This window comes from Brevibacillus panacihumi W25 (genome assembly GCF_000503775.1).
GTDB classification, from domain to species: Bacteria; Bacillota; Bacilli; order Brevibacillales; family Brevibacillaceae; genus Brevibacillus; species Brevibacillus panacihumi_A.
In genome coordinates this window covers 1,271,687-1,290,979 of sequence record NZ_KI629782.1, presented here as the reverse complement: position 1 = coordinate 1,290,979, position 19,293 = coordinate 1,271,687, and the positions used below count along the sequence as shown (strand labels likewise).

General features: G+C 45.1%; 20 protein-coding genes and 2 pseudogenes. 12 read left to right on the top strand and 10 right to left on the bottom strand.

What is annotated here, in order from left to right; genetic code table 11:
- Positions 1–77 precede the first annotated feature (77 nt).
- A complete protein-coding gene (locus T458_RS35535) occupies positions 78–707 on the top strand; it encodes a cysteine hydrolase family protein (protein ID WP_023555783.1) in 630 nt (209 codons plus the stop codon).
- Positions 708–815: 108 nt separating this feature from the next.
- On the opposite strand, the gene T458_RS35530 is transcribed toward T458_RS35535, so the two are convergent.
- Genes T458_RS35530 through T458_RS35505 form a run of 6 tightly spaced genes read right to left on the bottom strand, consistent with a single transcriptional unit; the run spans position 816 to position 6,462 of the window.
- Complete coding sequence (locus T458_RS35530) at positions 816–1,655, bottom strand: isocitrate lyase/PEP mutase family protein (RefSeq protein WP_023555782.1); 840 nt, start codon at positions 1,653–1,655, stop codon at positions 816–818.
- 31 nt (positions 1,656–1,686) lie between these two features.
- Positions 1,687–2,469, bottom strand: coding sequence for an SDR family NAD(P)-dependent oxidoreductase (locus T458_RS35525; protein WP_023555781.1), 783 nt, complete (start codon positions 2,467–2,469; stop codon positions 1,687–1,689).
- A gap of 21 nt (positions 2,470–2,490) precedes the next feature.
- Positions 2,491–3,543 (bottom strand): TRAP transporter substrate-binding protein, encoded by a 1,053-nt coding sequence (locus tag T458_RS35520; protein WP_023555780.1) that lies wholly within the window; start codon positions 3,541–3,543, stop codon positions 2,491–2,493.
- A gap of 13 nt (positions 3,544–3,556) precedes the next feature.
- A complete protein-coding gene (locus tag T458_RS35515; RefSeq protein WP_023555779.1) occupies positions 3,557–4,627 on the bottom strand; it encodes a C-terminal binding protein in 1,071 nt (356 codons plus the stop codon).
- A 21-nt stretch (positions 4,628–4,648) separates the two neighbouring features.
- Positions 4,649–5,929, bottom strand: coding sequence for a TRAP transporter large permease (locus T458_RS35510; protein WP_023555778.1), 1,281 nt, complete (start codon positions 5,927–5,929; stop codon positions 4,649–4,651).
- Positions 5,926–6,462, bottom strand: coding sequence for a TRAP transporter small permease (locus tag T458_RS35505; RefSeq protein ID WP_023555777.1), 537 nt, complete (start codon positions 6,460–6,462; stop codon positions 5,926–5,928). Before T458_RS35505 ends, T458_RS35510 begins: the two co-directional genes overlap by 4 nt.
- 404 nt (positions 6,463–6,866) lie before the next feature.
- Between T458_RS35505 and T458_RS55985 the strand changes: the two genes are divergently transcribed.
- The 4 genes and pseudogenes from T458_RS55985 to T458_RS56375 all read left to right on the top strand — a co-directional run.
- Positions 6,867–7,448, top strand: a complete 582-nt coding sequence (locus T458_RS55985; protein ID WP_144083811.1) for a FadR/GntR family transcriptional regulator — start codon at positions 6,867–6,869, stop codon at positions 7,446–7,448.
- Positions 7,449–7,587: 139 nt separating this feature from the next.
- A complete protein-coding gene (locus tag T458_RS35495) occupies positions 7,588–8,307 on the top strand; it encodes a FadR/GntR family transcriptional regulator (RefSeq protein WP_023555775.1) in 720 nt (239 codons plus the stop codon).
- A 194-nt stretch (positions 8,308–8,501) separates the two neighbouring features.
- Complete coding sequence (locus T458_RS57880) at positions 8,502–8,642, top strand: transposase (protein WP_171819357.1); 141 nt, start codon at positions 8,502–8,504, stop codon at positions 8,640–8,642.
- Positions 8,632–8,782: pseudogene (locus tag T458_RS56375) on the top strand (IS3 family transposase); the annotation flags it as partial. The gene T458_RS57880 and the pseudogene T458_RS56375, both read left to right, overlap by 11 nt.
- Positions 8,783–8,907: 125 nt before the next feature.
- Here T458_RS56375 and T458_RS35490 read toward each other — a convergent pair.
- Complete coding sequence (locus T458_RS35490; RefSeq protein ID WP_023555734.1) at positions 8,908–9,636, bottom strand: hypothetical protein; 729 nt, start codon at positions 9,634–9,636, stop codon at positions 8,908–8,910.
- A 208-nt stretch (positions 9,637–9,844) separates the two neighbouring features.
- On the opposite strand from T458_RS35490, the gene istA reads away from it, so the two are divergent.
- Positions 9,845–11,353, top strand: a complete 1,509-nt coding sequence (gene istA, locus T458_RS56370; RefSeq protein WP_023555611.1) for an IS21 family transposase — start codon at positions 9,845–9,847, stop codon at positions 11,351–11,353.
- Positions 11,350–12,093, top strand: a complete 744-nt coding sequence (istB, locus tag T458_RS35480; protein WP_023555612.1) for an IS21-like element helper ATPase IstB — start codon at positions 11,350–11,352, stop codon at positions 12,091–12,093. Before istA ends, istB begins: the two co-directional genes overlap by 4 nt.
- Before the next feature lie 100 nt (positions 12,094–12,193).
- Here the strand turns inward: istB and T458_RS58030 are convergent.
- A pseudogene (locus T458_RS58030) lies at positions 12,194–12,321 on the bottom strand (IS1595 family transposase); the annotation flags it as partial.
- A gap of 189 nt (positions 12,322–12,510) precedes the next feature.
- Here T458_RS58030 and T458_RS35475 point away from each other — a divergent pair.
- Both T458_RS35475 and T458_RS35470 read left to right on the top strand, forming a co-directional pair.
- A complete protein-coding gene (locus T458_RS35475; RefSeq protein WP_023555774.1) occupies positions 12,511–12,873 on the top strand; it encodes a DUF4180 domain-containing protein in 363 nt (120 codons plus the stop codon).
- A gap of 102 nt (positions 12,874–12,975) precedes the next feature.
- Positions 12,976–14,946 (top strand): amidohydrolase, encoded by a 1,971-nt coding sequence (locus tag T458_RS35470; RefSeq protein ID WP_252989817.1) that lies wholly within the window; start codon positions 12,976–12,978, stop codon positions 14,944–14,946.
- 61 nt (positions 14,947–15,007) lie between these two features.
- Here T458_RS35470 and T458_RS35465 read toward each other — a convergent pair whose 3' ends face one another.
- Entirely contained in the window at positions 15,008–15,529 is a 522-nt protein-coding gene (locus T458_RS35465) for an ECF transporter S component (protein ID WP_023555772.1), read from the bottom strand.
- Positions 15,530–15,713: 184 nt separating this feature from the next.
- Between T458_RS35465 and T458_RS35460 the strand changes: the two genes are divergently transcribed.
- Positions 15,714–16,238 carry an RNA polymerase sigma factor gene (locus T458_RS35460; RefSeq protein WP_023555771.1) on the top strand — a complete coding sequence of 175 codons (525 nt, stop codon included), beginning with the start codon at positions 15,714–15,716 and terminating at the stop codon, positions 16,236–16,238.
- On the top strand, positions 16,235–17,371 hold the full coding sequence (locus tag T458_RS35455; protein WP_023555770.1) for a DUF4179 domain-containing protein: 1,137 nt from the start codon (positions 16,235–16,237) through the stop codon (positions 17,369–17,371). The genes T458_RS35460 and T458_RS35455 overlap by 4 nt, the downstream gene beginning before the upstream one ends.
- Positions 17,372–17,457: 86 nt before the next feature.
- Here the strand turns inward: T458_RS35455 and T458_RS35450 are convergent, their stop codons facing one another.
- Complete coding sequence (locus T458_RS35450) at positions 17,458–18,675, bottom strand: MFS transporter (protein ID WP_023555769.1); 1,218 nt, start codon at positions 18,673–18,675, stop codon at positions 17,458–17,460.
- A 96-nt stretch (positions 18,676–18,771) separates the two neighbouring features.
- On the opposite strand from T458_RS35450, the gene T458_RS35445 reads away from it, so the two are divergent.
- Complete coding sequence (locus tag T458_RS35445) at positions 18,772–19,188, top strand: MarR family winged helix-turn-helix transcriptional regulator (protein ID WP_023555768.1); 417 nt, start codon at positions 18,772–18,774, stop codon at positions 19,186–19,188.
- Positions 19,189–19,293 lie beyond the last annotated feature (105 nt).

Here is a 19,293-nt window from a genome sequence, read left to right as displayed (position 1 = left end):
CCAACAGATTGACAAGCTGGTGCTGCAGAGGTGGACGTTTCGAAAGCACCGGATAAAAGATGGGGAGGCGATTGTTCATGGGTATGCGGTTGAAGCAGATTGATCCGAAAAAGACGGCAATTCTTGTCATTGATATGCAAAACGATTTTATTGCACAAGGTGCGCCGCTTGAGACACCGATGGGACGCCGCATCTTGCCGACCTTGCAGCGCCTGCTGTCCTTTGGCCGGGAAAAAGGGATGTCGGTGATCTATACGGCGCATGTTCACCGCGAGGATGGTTCGGACCTTGGCCGGTTTGGCGATATTTATCCCGCGATTGCTGAAGGGGCCGCTCTCATAGATGACACACCTGGTACAGAAATGTATCCGGATGTGGCTCCTCTGCCACATGAGCCGGTCATTAAAAAGCATCGCTACAGCGCGTTCTTCGGCACCGATCTGGACATCATTCTGAGAAGCAAGGGGATTGAGACCGTCGTCATAACCGGAGTAACCACGGAAAATTGCTGCCATGCCGCCGCCCGGGATGCCATGTACCTGGGGTATCGGGTCGCATTTCTCTCTGATGCGACCGGGACGTATGACTATCCGGATACAGGATATGGTCCGGTCCCGGCCGAAGAAGTACACCGAGTCACGCTTGCGCTGCTGAATGTGTCAACGGCTCATGTGATGACTACGGAGGATTTTATGAAGCTTGTTTAGCATCTGGGACGACCAATCTTCTCGCATTACAAAGGATAGAAACGGAAAGGAGAAGGGGAAATTCCCTTCTCCTTTGTCATTGATACTCTCGGGATTGGCCAGCAAAGCTTATCTATACTTCTCAATCCCCAGGAATTTTTCATAATCATGGATTTTCAACATCTGTTCCTGGAAGCTTTCTGTCGACCCTGTTTCCTTTAGCGTCCTCATCAAATCCATCATGGTTTTTGCGTAGTAGAACGTAGAGGACAGCGGATAAGCCAACAGTTTAAAGCCAAGATCCTGAAATTGCTGAATGGTCAGATTGGGGATTTTCGTGTGCTCTACATAGTTGAACATCAATGGCGCATCGATTTTTCTGGCGACTTCTTTCATTTCATCCACCGATTCCAGCATTTCGATGAGAATGAGATCTGCTCCAGCGGCAGCATAAGCTTTTCCCCGTTCGATGGCTTCCGCGAGACCTTTTGTTCCTCTTGCATCGCTTCGCCCAATGATGAGGAAGTTTTCATCCTTGCGTGCTTGAATCGCTGCTTGTATCTTATCGACATGCTCCTCTATGGAGATAAGCTCGATCCCGCTCATGGCGCCGCATTTTTTCGGGGTAACCTGGTCTTCCAAGTGAATCGCCGAAACGCCGCTGGCCTCATACTCTTGAACTGTACGAATGACATTATTACGGTTCCCATATCCCGTATCTGCATCGGAAATAACGGGGATATCAACGGCTGAAACAATGCCTCTAGCCCTGGAAACCATTTCTGTCATGGTAAGGAAACCCAAATCCGGTTTTCCAATCGCACTAGCTGAGGTTCCGTTCCCTGTCATATATACGGCATCAAACCCGGCACTTTCAATGATTTTGGCTCCCAATGCATCATGACAGCCTGGTGCGACAACGATTCCTTCTCGTTGAAGCAATTGCTTTAAAGGTACTCTATTGCCCATTTTCGTTCCCCCTCTGCTTTCTATGAAAAATCTAGCTCATGATCATACCGCCGCAAATGTTAATAGACTGCCCGGTGATATACTCTGCTTCTGGTGAACTCAGATAGGCTACCAATCCGGAAATCTCATCCAATTCCGCTAATCTGCCCAATGGAATCAAGCCGGTAATATTTTCAATGGCTTTCCCGATCGGCTGATTGTAGATTCGGGCACGATCGCTGTCGATCTGATCCCACATGGCCGTGTGCACGACTCCCGGGCAGATCGCGTTGATCGAAATTTTAGAAGCAGCGAAGTTTGCTGCTGCCGTTTTCGTAATACTCAAGACAGCGGCTTTGGATGCCCCATACACGGAAAGGTCGGGTTTCGTAGGTTGCTTCCCTGCGATTGAGGCGAAATTGATGATTCTTCCACCACCTGTTGCCATCATCTGTTTCGCAGCTTGTTGTACACAGAAGAATAGGGCTTTGGCATTGACATCCATGACGAAATCCCAGTCACTTCCTGTTATTTCCATAAAATCTTTTGTCAAGGCTACGCCAGCTGCGTGTACCGCAATATCGATTCGACCAAAATCTTTGGCAATTGTTTCATATAAGGGGGCAATCGCTTCCGTATGTTTCAAATCCAGCACATACCCTTTGCAATCCTTATCCAGCTCCTTGATTTCGTTAGCCGTTTGGATAATCTTTTCTTCATTTCGATCGACGACGGCTACATTTGCTCCTTCTTTGGCAAGTCTCAGCGCAATCGCCTTTCCGATCCCTTGGGCCGCTCCTGTTACGACTGCTGTTTTTCCTGATAGTTTTGTCATTTTTTTCACCTTTATCTCGTTTTATTTCGCTGCGCCGACTACTTGAAGGAACTCGTTCACGATATCTTGATCCAGTTCTTTCGTATGCTTCTCGATCACTGGCTTGATAATCTCTTTGGCCTTTGTGATTTCTTCTTCGCTAAATTCGTTTACTTCCATCCCTGCGTTTTGCAAGTTTGTAATGGATTGTTGAGCTTGCGCGCGGACATTTTTCTTCTCGTTTTCTCCGGCTTGAATCGCTGCATCCTGGATGAGCTTCTTCTCTTCATCAGACAATTGATCCCAGAATTTTTTGCTCATCAAAAGAGCGATAGGGGAGTAGATATGGTTCGTCAGTGAAAGATATTTTTGTACCTCGTTGTACTTGTTATCTTCAATAGCTCCGACAGGATTTTCTTGTCCGTCAATAGCCCCGCTTTCAAGTCCGGAGAAAACCTCACTGTATGCCATGGGAGTGGCATTGGCGCCTAACGCGTTGAATACATCGATGTGAATGTTATTTTGCTGTGTACGAATTTTTAGGCCTGCAAAATCTTCTACTTTCACTACCGGTCTCTTTTTGTTGGTGAGATTCCGGAATCCATACTCCCAATACGTAAGACCAATCAAACCGTGGTCAGGCAGTTTGTCCAAAAGTTTTTGGCCAACGGGACTGGAAAGAACTTTGTCCGCTTGTTCCGCGTTGCTAATGGTAAATGGCAAATCGAAAATCCCGAAATCTTTCACTGTACCGACTAATGGAGCGGTTGTTGGCGTAGACATTTCCAGGGTGCCGGCTTTCAGAGCGTCGATCATTTGTTTATCATCACCCAGCTGGCTGCTAGGGAAGGTTTGTACCTTGATTTTTCCACCGCTCTTTTCCTCGACTATTTTTTTGAACTCAACCATGGCTTGTCCTACTGGGGAATTATCCGTTGCACCTGATCCGATTTTAATCGTCCGTTCACTAATTCCACTTGCAGCTGGTGGTGCTGATTGCGTTTGTCCTGTTGTTGTTCCCCCACATGCTGCCAGACTCATGACTAGACTGCTTGCCAAAAGAGCACTCATCGTTTTTTTGATCATTTTTTTCATGTTTACCATCCCCTTATTTATTGGTGAAATTGGCTGCCTTCATTTTCTGTAAGATCGCGTCTCTGTCAAAGTTGTAGCGTTCATGCGGAAGATATGCTTGGAGGTTTGTCTTCCCGATAACTTGTCGATTGGCAAGGTATTTCGGATATTCCCCATAAACGAGTACATCCATCACCCCCAAGGCTGTTTTGGATCGAACTTCCACAGCGGCCTCTTCCGAATACCAAGCGGAGTGGGGCGTCAAGACGACATTGTTCATGGAAAGGAAAGGGTGATCGGTAGCAATCGGCTCTTGATCCACCACATCCAGCCCGGCTCCCGCGACTATTCCATCCTGTAATGCTTCAATGAATGCCGTTTCATCAATAACAGGACCTCGTGAAGTATTGATGATCGATACCCCTTTTTTCATCAGTTGGAATTGTTCTTTTCCAATCATCCCCTTTGTAGACGAGAGAAGGGGGGCGTGAACAGAGATTAGGTCTGAATTCTGACAAAGCTCATTCAAAGAGACTAAAGCGACATTCCGGCTTTTTGCCACCTCCTCGGGAATATAGGGGTCGTAAGCGATTACGTGAAGTCCTAATGGCATGACTTTTTCTGCTAATCTTTGTGCGATATTTCCAAACCCAACCAAGCCAAGCGTTAAGCCGGTCAGTCGGTAGATGGGCTGAAGCGGTTTGAAATCCCACTTTCCTTGTTTGACATCCTGGTTCGCGAATGTGATTTTTCTCGCTACATTCATGAGTAATGCCAGAGCATGGTTGGATACTTCATCGATGCCATAATCGGGCGCATTCGCGACACATATTCCCTTTTCTGTTGCTGCATCCAGGTCAATGGTGTTCAAGCCAATCCCGTAACGGGTAATCACCTTGCATTTTTCCAAAGATTCAATAACTTTCCGTGTGATGGGAGCGTATTGATTAATAATCGCATCTGCGCCCTGACAAGCTTTGATGACCTCTTCTTCTGTACGGCATTGAAAGGCTGCTATTTCTACGTCCGGATGGTGTAATACTTGTTCTTCATAACGGAGATCCTCAAATTCCCAATCTGTGATTACGACTTTGTATGTAGCCATATATACCTCCTTTTTCTAGTATTAGCGGCTTAAAAACGCGATAGGTGCGGTGATGATGGATGGAAATACAATTAAGAGCAAGAGAATAACGAGGTGGACGATTAGATAGGGCCAAACCCCTTTCAAAATTCCCTGCATGTCCGTTTTTCCTACACTGCAGGCCACATTTAGAACCGTTCCCACAGGAGGAGTCAACAATCCAATACAGTTCGTGAAGATAAACAAGATTCCAAAATAGACAGGATCGATGCCAGCTTGCAGAACGATCGGCATGATGACTGGCGTGAGGATGAGAAGAGTCGGCGTTAAATCCATCGCTGTTCCGATAAGAAGCACCAGTGCCATGATCACCAAAAGCAACAGGGTTTGATTCTCCATAAACGGACTGAGTAGATGCACCAGATCTGCTGGAATGTTGGCGATCGTGATCAGCCAAGCGGACACCATCGCGGCAGCGGCCAGAAACATAACGGTGCTCGTGGTTTTCGCCGATGCAACCAAAACCTCTATCAAAGCCGAAATGGTCAACTCCCGGTAAATGACAAAACCAACAAACAGCGCATAAAAAACAGCGACAACAGCAGCTTCAGTCGGAGTAAAAATCCCGCCTCTCATCCCTACGATAATAATCACAGGCAATAGAAGCGCCCAAAAAGCTTGCAGGGTTGTTTTGAAAATCTCTTTCATCGATTTACGAGGAAGAACTTCAACCTTCGTCTTTCTACTGAGCATCCACCAGGCAATTGCGATCCCGATCCCCATTAATAAACCAGGAACAATGCCTCCCATAAATAATTTGGTAATGGAAACGTTGGCCGTTACTCCAAAAATAATCATCGGGATGCTAGGCGGGATGACGGGTGCGATGATGCCGCTGCCTGCTATCAAACCGCTGGAAGAATTTCTGTCGTACCCGGCTTTTACCATCATCGGGATCAAAATGGCGCCTAATGCAGCAGTATCAGCGACAGCAGAACCGGAAAGCCCAGCAAATAAAACGCTGCCAATAACAGCTACGTATCCCAGTCCGCCGCGAAGATGACCGACGAGAGCTAAGGCAAAAGCGACGATTCGGTTTGAAATTCCACCTCGATTCATCAACTCTCCAGCCAGAATGAAAAAGGGGATGGCCATAAGCGGAAAGTTATCTGCTCCACTGATCAGATTTTGAGCAATAATTTGCGTATCAAAAACATCGAGATAGAACATCAAGGCAATTCCGCTAAGCAGGAGAGCAAAGGCAATCGGTACACCAATCGCCATCGCTGCGAGCAGGGAGCCCACGAAAATGGTTAAGGTCATTTTCCCTCCTCCTTTGCTAAAGGCTCCGTCAGCTCCTCAGAATCTTTCGTCATGACGAAATGATCTGTATCTTTTTTAAAAAGACCGTTATACAGGTTTCTGAAAATGACGATTCCCATTCCGATACTCGCAATGATGCCTATGCCATAAAAATAGGAGTAGGGCAAGCCTGTTGCGGGTGCGACTGAATCGACGCTGAGCAGGGTTAATTTCCAGCTTCCGTTCAATAGCAAGATCAGACTGTACAGGATTAACAAGTTACAAATGACATAGAGAATCTTTTTGAATCTTCGGGATACTTTCTTTACCAGCATATCGACGCCCAAATGTTCATTGTCTTTCAACCCGAGGATGGCTCCTAAGAAAATCAACCAAACAAACATGAACCTTGCCATTTCCTCTGACCAGGTAATCCCCGAGTTGAAAAAATAGCGCAACACGACATTTCCAAATACGAGAATACACATCACAGCCAGGAGAAGGGAGATCAGGAGAACGGAAAGTCGGTTTGCAAAATGTATGAATTTCTGCATGACAACACTCCTCACTTTCTTTGAATAAGGACAAAGGTAAGCGATTTCAAAAAACGAATAGACTCAGCTCTCCTTTCTTAGTATATTCTTATGGTCAGACCATGGAAAAAAATCAGATCAAAACCTATCTTATCTAGTTAATTAATGATGGTCAGACCAATGTGGAGAGAAAGCTACCAAATTGGATAAAGTCAGTATATGGTAGAGTGTTTTATTAGTCAATACCTTTAGATATTTCTAATAATTTTAATTTGCCTTAAAATAACATACTTCGATCCATGTATTTTGGAGGTTTTGTTGATCAATTTTCTTTTTACGAACGTATTTGTTAAAATCATAGGGAACCCTTTTCGGGAGGAGAATCCGTGGTGAACACCAATAAACATATTAAATCGATTCCCAGAATGTTTGAACAGGTGACGCAACAAATCGTCGATCACATCGACAGCACTCCGCTAGAACCTGGTCAAAAACTGCCAACAGAAAGACAACTGAGTGAGCTACTGCAAGTAAGCCGTTCTTCTGTACGGGAAGGAATTAAAGTATTAGAGCTACTGCGCTTCCTCGAATCCAAACAAGGAGAAGGAACCTTTGTCGCCAGCCCGCAGCCTTATATCATTCCTAGTCGCGTCATCAACAAAAGAATCCCTACGCTAGAGCTGGATCACTATTTTCAGGTTGCTGTGATGTGTGCAAAAACCATCGTCATTTCCTTTCTGAAATCAGAGGAATTCTTGCCTGATCACCAGGAGCGCGATTCATTTTGGGAAAACTTTTGTCAATTGGTTTCGTCATTGGGAAAGGAGATTCCAAACCCGTATTTTCATTCTCTGTGGGAAGAATCGTATCAGCTCTTACTGGCAAACCATTTCTTTGAAGGGAAGCAACAGCCTTTTGAGTGGAGTGAGTTGGATACAGCCATTCAAAAAAGAGATTTACAAGAAACCATTTATTTGCTAGATTTATTGGGAATTGAAGGAGCATAAATCGTATCTACTTATTCATTTTCACTATATAAAATTGGTCTAACCATAAGAAAACCATATGACTAAAAAACGTTTATCCATCGTGCTATTTGGGTCGAAATATTGGTCAGACCACCATATTTATAAAGGAGTTGATTCTATGGCTTTAAAGCCAATCAAAAAGAAACGATTATTTGAAGAAATTATATTTGCGATAGAACAATATATTCAGGAAGAAAAAATCCAGCCTGGAGAAAGGCTGCCTTCAGAAAATGAATTGTCTTCGATTTTTAATGTAAGTAAAACAGCCGTGAGAGAAGCGATGAGCGTCTTAAGTGCTAATGGCATTATTGAAACCCGTCCTGGATCGGGAATTTTTCTTAAAGATATTCATGGCGATTCGATCATCCTGCGTGTTACCTCCAACTTGATGGAAAAAAGAGAGCTAAATGAAGTCCTTGAATTTCGTCGTGGATTTGAAGTAGAAGCAGCTGGTTTGGCTGCTGAAAAAGGAATGAAGAAGGATCTATTAAAAATCAAGGATTGCAATGAGGAATTATTGAAAGCGGTCCAAAATGGCTCCACTGGATTGGAAGAGGATTATTTATTTCATTACTCGATTATTTTAGCTTCACAAAACTCAATCTATATAGACTTTTTCAAAGCTGTTTCAACAAAAATTAAAGAAGTCATCCGAATCAGCAAAATGCACTCCATGAAAGAACCGAATCGCTTTATGCAAGCCTATGATGAGCATCAATCTATTGTAGATGCCATTTTGCAAGGGGATTCAGAGGCAGCTTCGAGGAGCATGAGGGAGCATTTGCTTTGGAATGAGAGAAAGATCTGGGAGATATTTGAGTCGACGAAAAACGCATAATCCCAGCTTGCTTCCTATATGAAATACGTGAAAACACTTGGAAGTGACCCCAAAAAGGTAGACAGTTTTTATTAAGCAGCGCGTAAGGTTTGAGTTCGGTATTGCACCGGACGGGTATTATCCCCTCATGGTGGACAATGAAAAAAGTCTGTCTGATAAGATAGGCTTACCATTGTTGACCGGAGGGGATTTTCGTGTCTGAGGCGAGACGTATCAATAAAAGGTATTCGGATGAATTTAAAGCTGAAGCAGTTAGACTGTACCTAGAGGAGGGATGGAGTCCGTATCGGATTGCAGCACAGTTAGGGGTACGTAGTCTACTAGGCAGCCATTGAATCGTTCTTTTCCCATTTAAAAACGGAAAAAACTTCTGCAAGCTATATCTGAGTACATTTTCTATTATAACCATGATCGTTTCCAGAAAAAATTTAGCGACCGCTCTCCGATTGAATACCGGAAAGCAGTCGCTGCATAAACAGACATTTTATTGTTGTCTACTTGACGGGGTTATGACCAGTCGGCCCCGTATTTTGTTCAACTAACGCACCATTTAATTGAACAGACCAATGGGTATTGTATAAGCGACAGTTAAATAACTGACTACCGAACTGAGCCTGAAAATTCAACCTGCTTACTATTTAACTTCTTTACCCATTCACTATCATTCCATCTATTAGGGTTGTCAATCGTTAGATTTTCTCCACGCACTATGAAATCATAACTATCTTTTCCACCATCATACCAATCAACAATGACTAACTTGCCGTTTACATTACGTACAAGAAATTCAGTAACTTCACCACGACTACCTTCAGCCATTTTTATTTCCGCAGGTAATTTTAAATAGAGAAAACCCCCATCTGCGTCATCAGTATACTCCACTTCCCAATCCACTCCTTGAGTGCCAATATTAACACTCTTCACCACATTATCAGTAAGATTGTGCCTTGAATGCAAGTCAAATTGGTATTGAATCTTCTTTTGCGTATACCGTTTAAGGTTTTCGTTATCGATAAATACACCCAATTCAATATCCGTGCCGTTCCAGACCGCTTTATAATAGTCAGTCAGCACTCTCACACACATTTCATAAGCCGTTTCAGCATCCTGAATAGATATTTCCCTTTCATTTTTAGCTACATATTCGGGAGAATCTTGTAATACATTCCCTTCAGTGTTGGGCGTAATTTCAATGTTTATAGCATGATCTTCGCTGCTATCTCCAGGGACTACAGGCGTATTTTTTTCGTTACTACCATTTGTTTTATCTGCACTACACCCAACTAATATAAGTCCAATTGCTATAAAAAGCATAATAAATCTTGTCAAAACATCAGCTCCTTCCTTTCCTATAAGACGATAATTACTTTACGGAGGTTACAATGCCTTTCAAAATTATTCAAATAATCCATAATGTGAATGCTAATCTAATTATTGACCACCTAGTGGTACATCGCTCATAAAAAAGTTGACCACCTGAGCACCTCTTTCCTGTATCTTGAAGTTGTCGAGACACCAAGATATAGGAGGAAAGGAAATGCTTCAGATGGCTAATTATGAGTTTATCAGGAAACAACACGTTCTGCTAGGAAAGCCAATTCGTCAAATTTCTCGCGAAACCGGCTATTCCCGCCAAGTGATACGAAAAGCCTTGAAATCCTCTGAGATCCCTATGTATCAACTCTCAAAACCGAAGCCAAAGCCAGTCATTGATTCTGTCCAGCCCATCATCTTGGAATGGCTACGCCAAGATGAACAAGCACCCCCAAAGCAGCGACATACTGCCAAACGAATCTACCAGAGACTCGTCGATGAATACGGATTTACCGGAGGTGAATCAACGGTACGCCGTTATGTCAGGCAATTGCGGGTTTCTCCTCCCAAAGCATTTGTCCCCCTCGATTTCCCGCCAGGGCGATTTGCTCAATTTGACTGGGGTGAGGTTACAGTTCTTTTACAGGGTAAACAGGTGAAAATTCAAGTCTTTTGTATGCGTTGCACCTACAGCAGAAAGATCTTTATCAAAACATTCGCTCATCAAAAGCAAGAAGCACTTCTCCAAGGTCATGTAGATGCTTTTGGTTTTTTCGGTGCTGTTCCCCAGATCATTACGTACGACAACCTGACGACCGCCGTAAAAAAGGTTTTGGAGGGCAAAAACCGTGAGGAGCAAGAACGGTTTGTTCAGCTACGTGCCCATTATCTGTTCGAAAGCTATTTCTGTGATCCGGGAAAAGGGCATCAAAAAGGCCAAGTGGAAAATCTCGTGCAGTTTGTTCAGAAGCAATTCTTTACCCCTGTACCAAGTGTTTCTTCTTTAGATGAATTGAATCAAATTCTCCTCGAAAAATGTATCTCTTACGAGAAAACAACCGTTCCGAGGTCTTCCCTAACCGTTGGAGAAGCATTTGCTCAAGAGCAGCTTATCATGCTCTCATTGCCCCCACGACCATTGGAATGTTGTCGTATCGTATCCGTGAAAAGTAATACGCTGTCCATGATTCACTTCGAGAAAAATGCTTATTCTGTCCCAGTTTCTCATGCGTCAACTGAGCTTATTTGTCGTGTGTTTGCCGAAAGAATCGAGGTCTACCACGGCAAAAACCTGATTGCTACGCATGAGCGATGCTTAGATAAGGGAAAAGAGCTTTTGCAGTACGATCATTATCTGGATTTGCTTCTTACTCGCCCAGGAGCCGTTTTATATGCGAGGCCAATACATCAGGCGGGATTGCCTGCCATTTACCAAAAGTTCTTGGACAAGTGCCGTTATCGGCCTGGGGGAATGAAGGAATTCGTTCGACTCTTGCTATTACACCGAGAATTCGATGCATCCCTTGTGGAAGAAGCACTTAATGAAGCTTGTCAAAAGGGTATGTTCCAGTACGATGCCGTAAGGCAATTGTTGTTTCAGCGTACATTGCCAGAACATCGTGTCCCCCAACTCGCGTTGGCCGAGGATAGCTCTATTCCGCGTATTCAAGTAAAATCGCCTGATCTTAGCCAGTACAATCGTTTGTTACATAAAGGGAGTGTGGTTCATTGAGTACAACCTTTTTGCTCGAAAACTATGCGAAACGTCTACGACTACCCGCGATCAAGCGTGTCTATAAGGAAATGGCCCATGATGCTGCTGAACGACAAATTCCCTACGAGGAGTTCCTGTTAGCTCTTTTGGAGCAAGAAGTTCAGCAAAGAGATGCCAATCAAATCGCAAGTCGAATAAAGCACGCCAAGTTTCCGTCCGTTAAAACTCTCGATCAATATGAATTTTCAGCGATTCCATCCCTCAATAAACCCAAATTACTTCAACTGGCTCGTTGTGAATACATTGAAAAAGCTGAGAACATCATGTTTATTGGAAACTCCGGCACTGGCAAGACTCATCTCTCCATAGCACTCGGGAAAGAAGCATGCCATCATGGCTATTCCGTACAGTTTTGGACAGCGGCTAAGATATGCAACGAGCTGATGGAAGCTCAGTCCCAAAAGCGAATCCTCCAGCTAGAGAAACAGTGGCTGAAAACTGATTTGATCATCTTGGATGAAGTAGGATTTGTCCCTCTCAGCAGAACAGGGGCGGAGCTATTGTTTCAATTTTGTGCAGTTCGTTATGAGAAAGGAAGCATGATCATTACGAGTAATCTGGAATTTGCTGATTGGACCCAGATATTTAAAGATGAGCAGATGACGTCAGCCCTGGTTGATCGGCTAACGCACCGAGCCCATATCTTTGCTATGAATGGAGACAGTTATCGCTTTAAGCAGAGCATTCAAAGATCGTGATCATGAAAAAGTTACCCACCCAACGGGTGGATTCATTTTGTCATGGTGGTCAATTTTTTGATGAGCACGGTGGTCAACTTTTTAATTGACATTCACACCATAACCCTCTATTTTTGGCCTTTCCGCCACGTTTTGGTGGTTTATGTTTCGCAATGCCCCGTTGTTCTTTTTGAGAATACAGGAAATAGTCTCGTCAATTTCAAGTTGCCGACCTTTATATTTTCCGAATCGAACAACGTGTTCTGATGAACAATGCGGAAATATGTCTATAAACTTTAACAAGTTGTTAAACGCTTTGCTCACCTTGACAGGGAAAGGGATGGTCCCTAAGCGATTTATTGTTGTGGTGCATATCCGCGGCTATTGTGAGATGATGGATCGAAGATGAAGAGTATTCGTCAGACGAGGAGGGTAAATATGAAGATAGAAAAAGTGGAAGCAGCCGGAGGCAATATCGCCATCGTGAGCAGCAACGAAATCCTGATCGAGGACGTCCAGTCAGCATTGGATCTGATGGCCACGGTACAATATGAAGCTGACTGCGATCGGATCATCATAAACAAATCCCTGATCAGCGAGCGCTTTTTCGATTTGAAAACACGTCTGGCAGGCGAAATCCTTCAGAAGTTCATCAATTATCGCAAGAAGCTTGCCATTGTTGGAGATTTCTCCGTGTATTCCAGTCAAAGCCTAAAAGATTTCATCTATGAATCGAATAAGGGCAACGCTATTTTTTTCTTGCCGTCCGAAGAACAAGCGATTGAGAAGTTAAGCATATAGCACTAACCCATGCCCATATGACATACCTGTCACCAATCTGCGAATTGTCTACGATCCCTGAAAATTTCGCAGATTGGTGGCAAGAGAAAGGGTTTGATTGCGATGAGAGTATGTTCATTCCTCTTATTCATCGTTTTGCTGATGAGTTCGGTCTTTACCGGGAGTGCGCTGGCGAAGGAGAATTCGAAACAAGCGGCTGATTTGATCTTTGAAAATGGTAGCGTTTACACGGTTGACAAGGATCGCAGCAGGGCTGAAGCTGTTGCGGTGAAGGATGGCAAGATACTCTATGTTGGTGATAGCAAAGGAGCCGCCGCTTTCAAAGATTCCAACACCAGAGTGATTGATCTGAAGGGAAAAATGCTTTTGCCCGGATTTATCGACAGCCATGCCCATGCTTACCTGATGGCGGAAAGTCTTTTTTGGTTGGATATTACAAATTATTCGACCTTGGAAGAATACGCACAGGCCATCAAGGATTACTTGAAGGAGCATCCCGATAGTAAGCAACTGCGCGGCGTAGGCTGGAAACGAGATTTAATCGAATCCAGCGGGCTCGCTCCGAATGAATGGCTCGACCAGGTATTTCCTGATATTCCTGCTGTCTTTATCTCGAGCAGCCATCACGATTTATGGGTAAACTCAAAGGCCCTTGCGAATGCAGGGATAGACAAAAACACCCCTGATCCAAAAGGAGGAATGATTGAACGCGATCCGAAAACAGGAGAGCCGACAGGAATTTTACAAGAATTTTCCGCCCATAATCTTGTGATTAACGCTCTTCCCCAATCGGACTTTACGGTGCAGGAATATAAAGAGACGATTATAGCGTGGCAGGAATATTCAGCTAAAAATGGTGTTACCGGCGTATTCGTGCCTATTCACTACCCAACCGAAAACCTGTTGAAAGCATTTGAAGAAATGGACAATGCAGGCAAATTGACTATGCGATACGATTTAGCATTGTGGGCTGATGAAAATAGAGGGACAGAGCAGATCAGTATGTTTAAGGAACTGCGCGACAAATATCAAGGAGAGCTGTACAAGGTAGATTCCATTAAAATATTTGCAGACGGTGTCGGCGACGATCTGCTGGTTTGGGATCAGGATGTATTAGAGGAAACTGTGGCTGCTTTAGATAAAGAAGGGTTCCGCGTCTATGTCCATGCGATTGGCATTCAAGGATTTTACCCTAGTGGCAATGCTTTAGACGCTTTTGAATATGCTGCTAAAGTAAATGGAAGAAGAGATTCCCGGCATGCCATTACCCATATAAGCTGGGTTCGGGAAGATGATGTTGCTCGGTTTAAGAACCTGGATGTAATTCCTGTTCCACAGCCTGCCTGGTTTGCCAGCAGGAAGAGTGATTATGATTTAAGTGAGGAAAATTTGAGGGATCTTCGTCGGATGAACAGCTATTTTGAAGCTGGAATTCCTGTTGCTTCATCAAGTGATTATCCTTCAACAGCTCAATTTCTTAGCGACTTCATACCCTTTACAGGGCTAGAGGTAGGGGTGACCAGATTGGATCGGGATAAAGCCGTCGAAGCTGATCTGGGCAAGGCAGCATGGCCGAAGGAAAGAGCTTCCCTCGAGGATATGATTGCCAGCTATACAATCAACGGAGCCCATTTGATTTTCGCGGAGGATGAAAGAGGTTCTATCGAGGTTGGCAAAAAAGCGGACCTGGTCGTTGTGGATAAAAATCTTTTCGAGCTTCCTGTAACACAGATTAATCAAGCGAAGGTCTTGTTGACTTTGTTTGAGGGCAAGGAAGTATTCCGTGATCGTACATTTATTGACGCATCCTATCTGCAAGCACTTGTCGAGCAATTCGAAAAGGCTGGGGAATTTTCCAACCATGGGGCGGCTCGTTCCTTGCAAGCCCATTTGGACACAGCGGCACGTTTTGAACAACAGGAGGCAGCCGAACAGGTTGTGAAGTACATGCAAAGCTTTAACCAGTTGCTCGATCAACATAAAAAAGCGGGGTCAGTATCCGAGGATGCGTATCAATCCCTGAAAACCCATGCTGAAGCTTTGCTGAAGAAGTGGCAAGAGAGCAGGAAGTAAAACGAAAGTGAATCCCCCCTCTATTCTTCTTACCAAGATAAAGGGGGATTCGTCCCGTGGATTAACCAAAAATTTTCTTCAAGCGTCCTGCAAGAGGGATGACAATGATAGCGGCGATTACGATCTGTAGAACGTTTCCTGGGATGGACCCGAATGGCTGAATCCAGTTGCTGTAAAGGATGACTTCGACAAAGTAGTAGCCCACGACTTTGATAATCAGTGCTGCTGCAACTGCCAGCGTGTATACAAGTGCTCTCTTGCCGGGAACCTTTTCAGAGATGAGTCCGGCTGCATAGCCCATAGCCCCTACGATGACAAAAGTAAACGGAGCCCATGCCATCCAACCGGAGATCACATCGAATAAGCCCATTCCGAAGGCGCCTGCTACGGCTCCCGTTCTTCTGCCGAAAACAAAGGCAGCTATCAAAAGAGGCACGTTGCCCAGATGAATGAGGCCTCCATTTCCCATGATCGGCAGCCTTAGGTTGACGAACATGGTAGCAGCAAGGGTAAAAGCGATGAAAAGTGCATTGATGACCAAGGTTTGTGTTTTCGTCCTGTTTCTTGGTGAAAATGAATCCATGATGACAGCCTCTTTCTTTTTTAGCTATTATCATACTCGTAATTGGAGCATTAATAAATATCCTTCATGCGAGAATCGTAACCACGCTACTTCAGGCGTGGTTTTTTTCGTCTGCCATTTTGTGAACCCACCACAAAGTTATGACAATATATAGGTGAAGGATCCTTCAGAAAGGAGTGCCTACTTGGATATCGACGAGCTAACCAATCTAATCAACATACACGGCAAAGCGGTCTACGGATTTTGCTACAGGCTTGCGGGAAACAAGGAAGATGCAGATGACCTGTATCAAGAAACCTTCCTGAAAGCAATCGAAGTCATCCATAAAATGGACAAGAACCAAAATCCCAAGAGCTTTCTCATCGCCATTGCCATCCGCGTGCGCAAAAACAATCGCCGCAAGTTCGCCTGGAGGCAGCGAATTGCGCCTATAGCAGGGCTCAGCGAGGATGTAGATCATGCTTTTGTGTCAGAAAGTGAAGCGACTCCCGAGGACGCTGTGCTGTCCCATGAGCTTCGCGGCATGATACAAGCTGCTGCGGACAGGCTGGATGACAAGCTGAAAATTCCGCTCTACATGCACTATACCGCTGAAATGTCCATTGAAGAGATCGCACAAGCATTGCGAATTCCGCCGGGTACCGTCAAAAGCAGGCTTTTCAAGGCCAGGAGAAACATGAAAAAGCTGTTGGAGGTGGAGTCCTCATGAATGATTCCGAAAAGTGGGAACGAATGCTCAAGCAAGCACTTGCTGCTCCAGGTGAACCGGAAGAGAAACTGAATCAAAGCATACTCAATCGGGCAGAGGAGAGAAATTCGATGAATCGTGTGTATAGAAAAAGGATATCCGCAGGAGTGATGGTTGCCGCCCTGACGCTTGTCATGTCTGTAACGGCGATTGCGGCCACACAGTTTTTCAGTTCCGACCAGGTTGCTGTTCAACTGGGTGAGAAAATGTTGGCGAAGGCGTTTGAAAGCAAAGACGCTATCGAAATCAATCAATCGGCCGTTTCCGGGGATTACAAATTTACATTGCACGGGATCGTCTCAGGAGCGGGACTGAAAGAACTGAACGACTCCAACTCGACGAATGAGATCCATCCGGAAAGAACCTATGCGGTCGTATCCATCGCCAGACAGGATGGCCGCCCGATGCCGAGAACGAGCGATCCGGAATACGGAGAAGAATCATTCTTCATCTCACCTCTCATAAAAGGCCTGAAACCGTGGCAGGTAAATATTGCTTCGATGAAAGGCGGTTACAGCGAGGTTGTATTGGACGGCATTCAGTACAGACTGATCGAATGCGACGGCGTGGAAATGTTTGCCGACAGAGGGGTGTATCTCGCAATCAGCAGCGGAAGCCCCTTCTATAACAGTGAAGCGTTCGCTTTCAATGAAAGTACAGGCGAGGTAACGACCAAATCCGATTATAAAGGTGTATCGTTGCTGATGGATCTGCCTTTGAACAAAGCTAAGGCCGATCCCGCCAAGGCAGAGACTTACTTAAAAGAACTGTTGAAAGAGCCGGAATCCGGTACCAAGGCTGATCCAGCTGAAGAGGAGCTAGTAAACCAGATCGAAGACCTGAAGAAAAGACTTGCGGATGGCAAGGTCATACCGGAATCCGTCAAGGAAGTAACCTATGACAAACAAGGCAGGATCAACTATGAGTATGACGGCTGGAATGTTAAGCTCTCCCCTGAAACGTTGTTCGCAGAGGGCCAAACCGGTTTCTCGGACTCGGTACAATTCAGCGAGGCTGATGGTCATTATCTGGGGCTTCAATTCCACAAGGATGAGAAAGGTGTCATTACCGGCATGGTAATTGATCTGAAATAAGCGGAAATCCGGCAAGAGCGAAGCTGCTCTTGCCGGATTTTTTTATGCAAAAACCGGGAGCGAAGAGATCGCGTCCCGGTTTTATCTCAATGAGCAGCCCCTGCCTCATCCACATGCCCCACATGGGTACGATTGGCCAGTACGAAAAGAACGGATAGGAGAACAAAACCTGCACCAACGATAAAAGGAACATGAGGGTTGTATATCTCCGCCAGTTTACCAGCCATGAATGGTGCCACCGCACCTCCCAAGAAACGGAGGAAACTGTACGTTGCAGACGCAGTAGCCCGCTCTACAGGAGCTGCGTTCATGACAGCCGTCGTAATCAAGGTGTTGTTATTCCCTAACAAGGCACCCGCAAAAATGACGGCTGCGATGACAACCCATTGCGTCGATGTCCAAATCCCGATGGCGAGCAGATCCAGCGCAAACAAGAACAGCATGATGCACATGGATGTAACGGTTCCGAACCTTTGTTGAAATTTGGGCGCCGTAAAAACGGAGGTAATCGCCAGCAGTACACCCCAGCCCAGAAAGACATAGCCCAAGCCATGCTCATCCAAGCCCATGACGAACGGAGCATACGCCAACAGGGTGAAAAATCCGAAATTGTACAGACAAGCTGTAATGCCAAAGACGAGCAGCGAACGGTGTTTCATAGCTCGGAATGGATCGAGCAACGATGTTTTGGCTTTCGCAGCATGCGACGTTTGCTTGTTTGGCATCATAACGAACAGGCCAACAAACGCTACCGCCATCAGGACAGCAACCCCTAAAAAAGGCCCGCGCCATGAGATGGCACCCAGCTCTCCGCCCAGGAGGGGACCCACAGAGATCCCAAGTCCGATTGCTGCTTCATATAAAATAATGGCCTGCGCAGTACCCGATGATGATAGGGATACAATGGCAGTCAGAGCGGTTGCCACAAATAAGGCATTCCCGAAGCCCCAGCCACCGCGTAATCCGATCAGCTCCCAGATTCCATTGGATAAACCGCCAAGAGCAGAAAAAACAGCTATAATGACAATACCGGCAAGCAAGGTCCGCTTGATTCCCAGCCTGGACGAAACGGTACCGGTAATCAGCATCGCCACCGCCATTACGGCATTGTAGCTGGTGAACAGAAGGGTAACTTCACTCTGAGATGCGTGAAGCTGTTTGGCGATTGCGGGCAAAATCGGGTCTACAAGCCCAATTCCCATAAACGCGATGATACAGGCAAAAAATACAGCCCAAACCGAGCGAGGCTGCTGTAAAAGACTCTGCCCCTCTCGAGGTGAATGCAAGTGATTTTGAGAAGACATGAAGTTTGACACCTTTCTGAGTAAAATGTAATCTAAAAATATGATTGCATTATACAACTATTTTTTTGAATGTCAAATTGATTTCGGGGGATAAAGATGGACGAAAAAGCATTGGAAATCATAGAACTAGAATTAGCAGTATTGGTCCGACATATTACTTCCATTACAACGGAAAAATCGATTGGTAAACTGGAACGATCTGCTTATCTCTTTCTTCACCACATAGCGACCCATGATGCAGTAGGAGTCAAAGCGTTGGCAGAGGAATTTGGCCTGGATGTATCCACGGCAAGCAGACAAATGGCCGCCTTGGAGAAAAAAGGATATGTGCTGCGCATGTCCGATCCATTGGACGGGAGGGCGAGTTCCTTTGAGATAACCGATTTAGGCAAACAGGAATTGGCTGATACGAAAGAGGCGAGATTGGAGAGAGTCACGAAAAAATTGAGGAACTGGTCTTCTGAGGAGCGCCAGCAGTTCGCGCAATTACTGCAGAAATTCAACAGCAAATAGACTGAAGCAAATGAGTGTCTTCCTGGGCATCCGCACAGTCATCTGGTTATGAACCCACATATGGTACCTCATATAGTCAAAAGGTATCCAGCATATAACCGATGA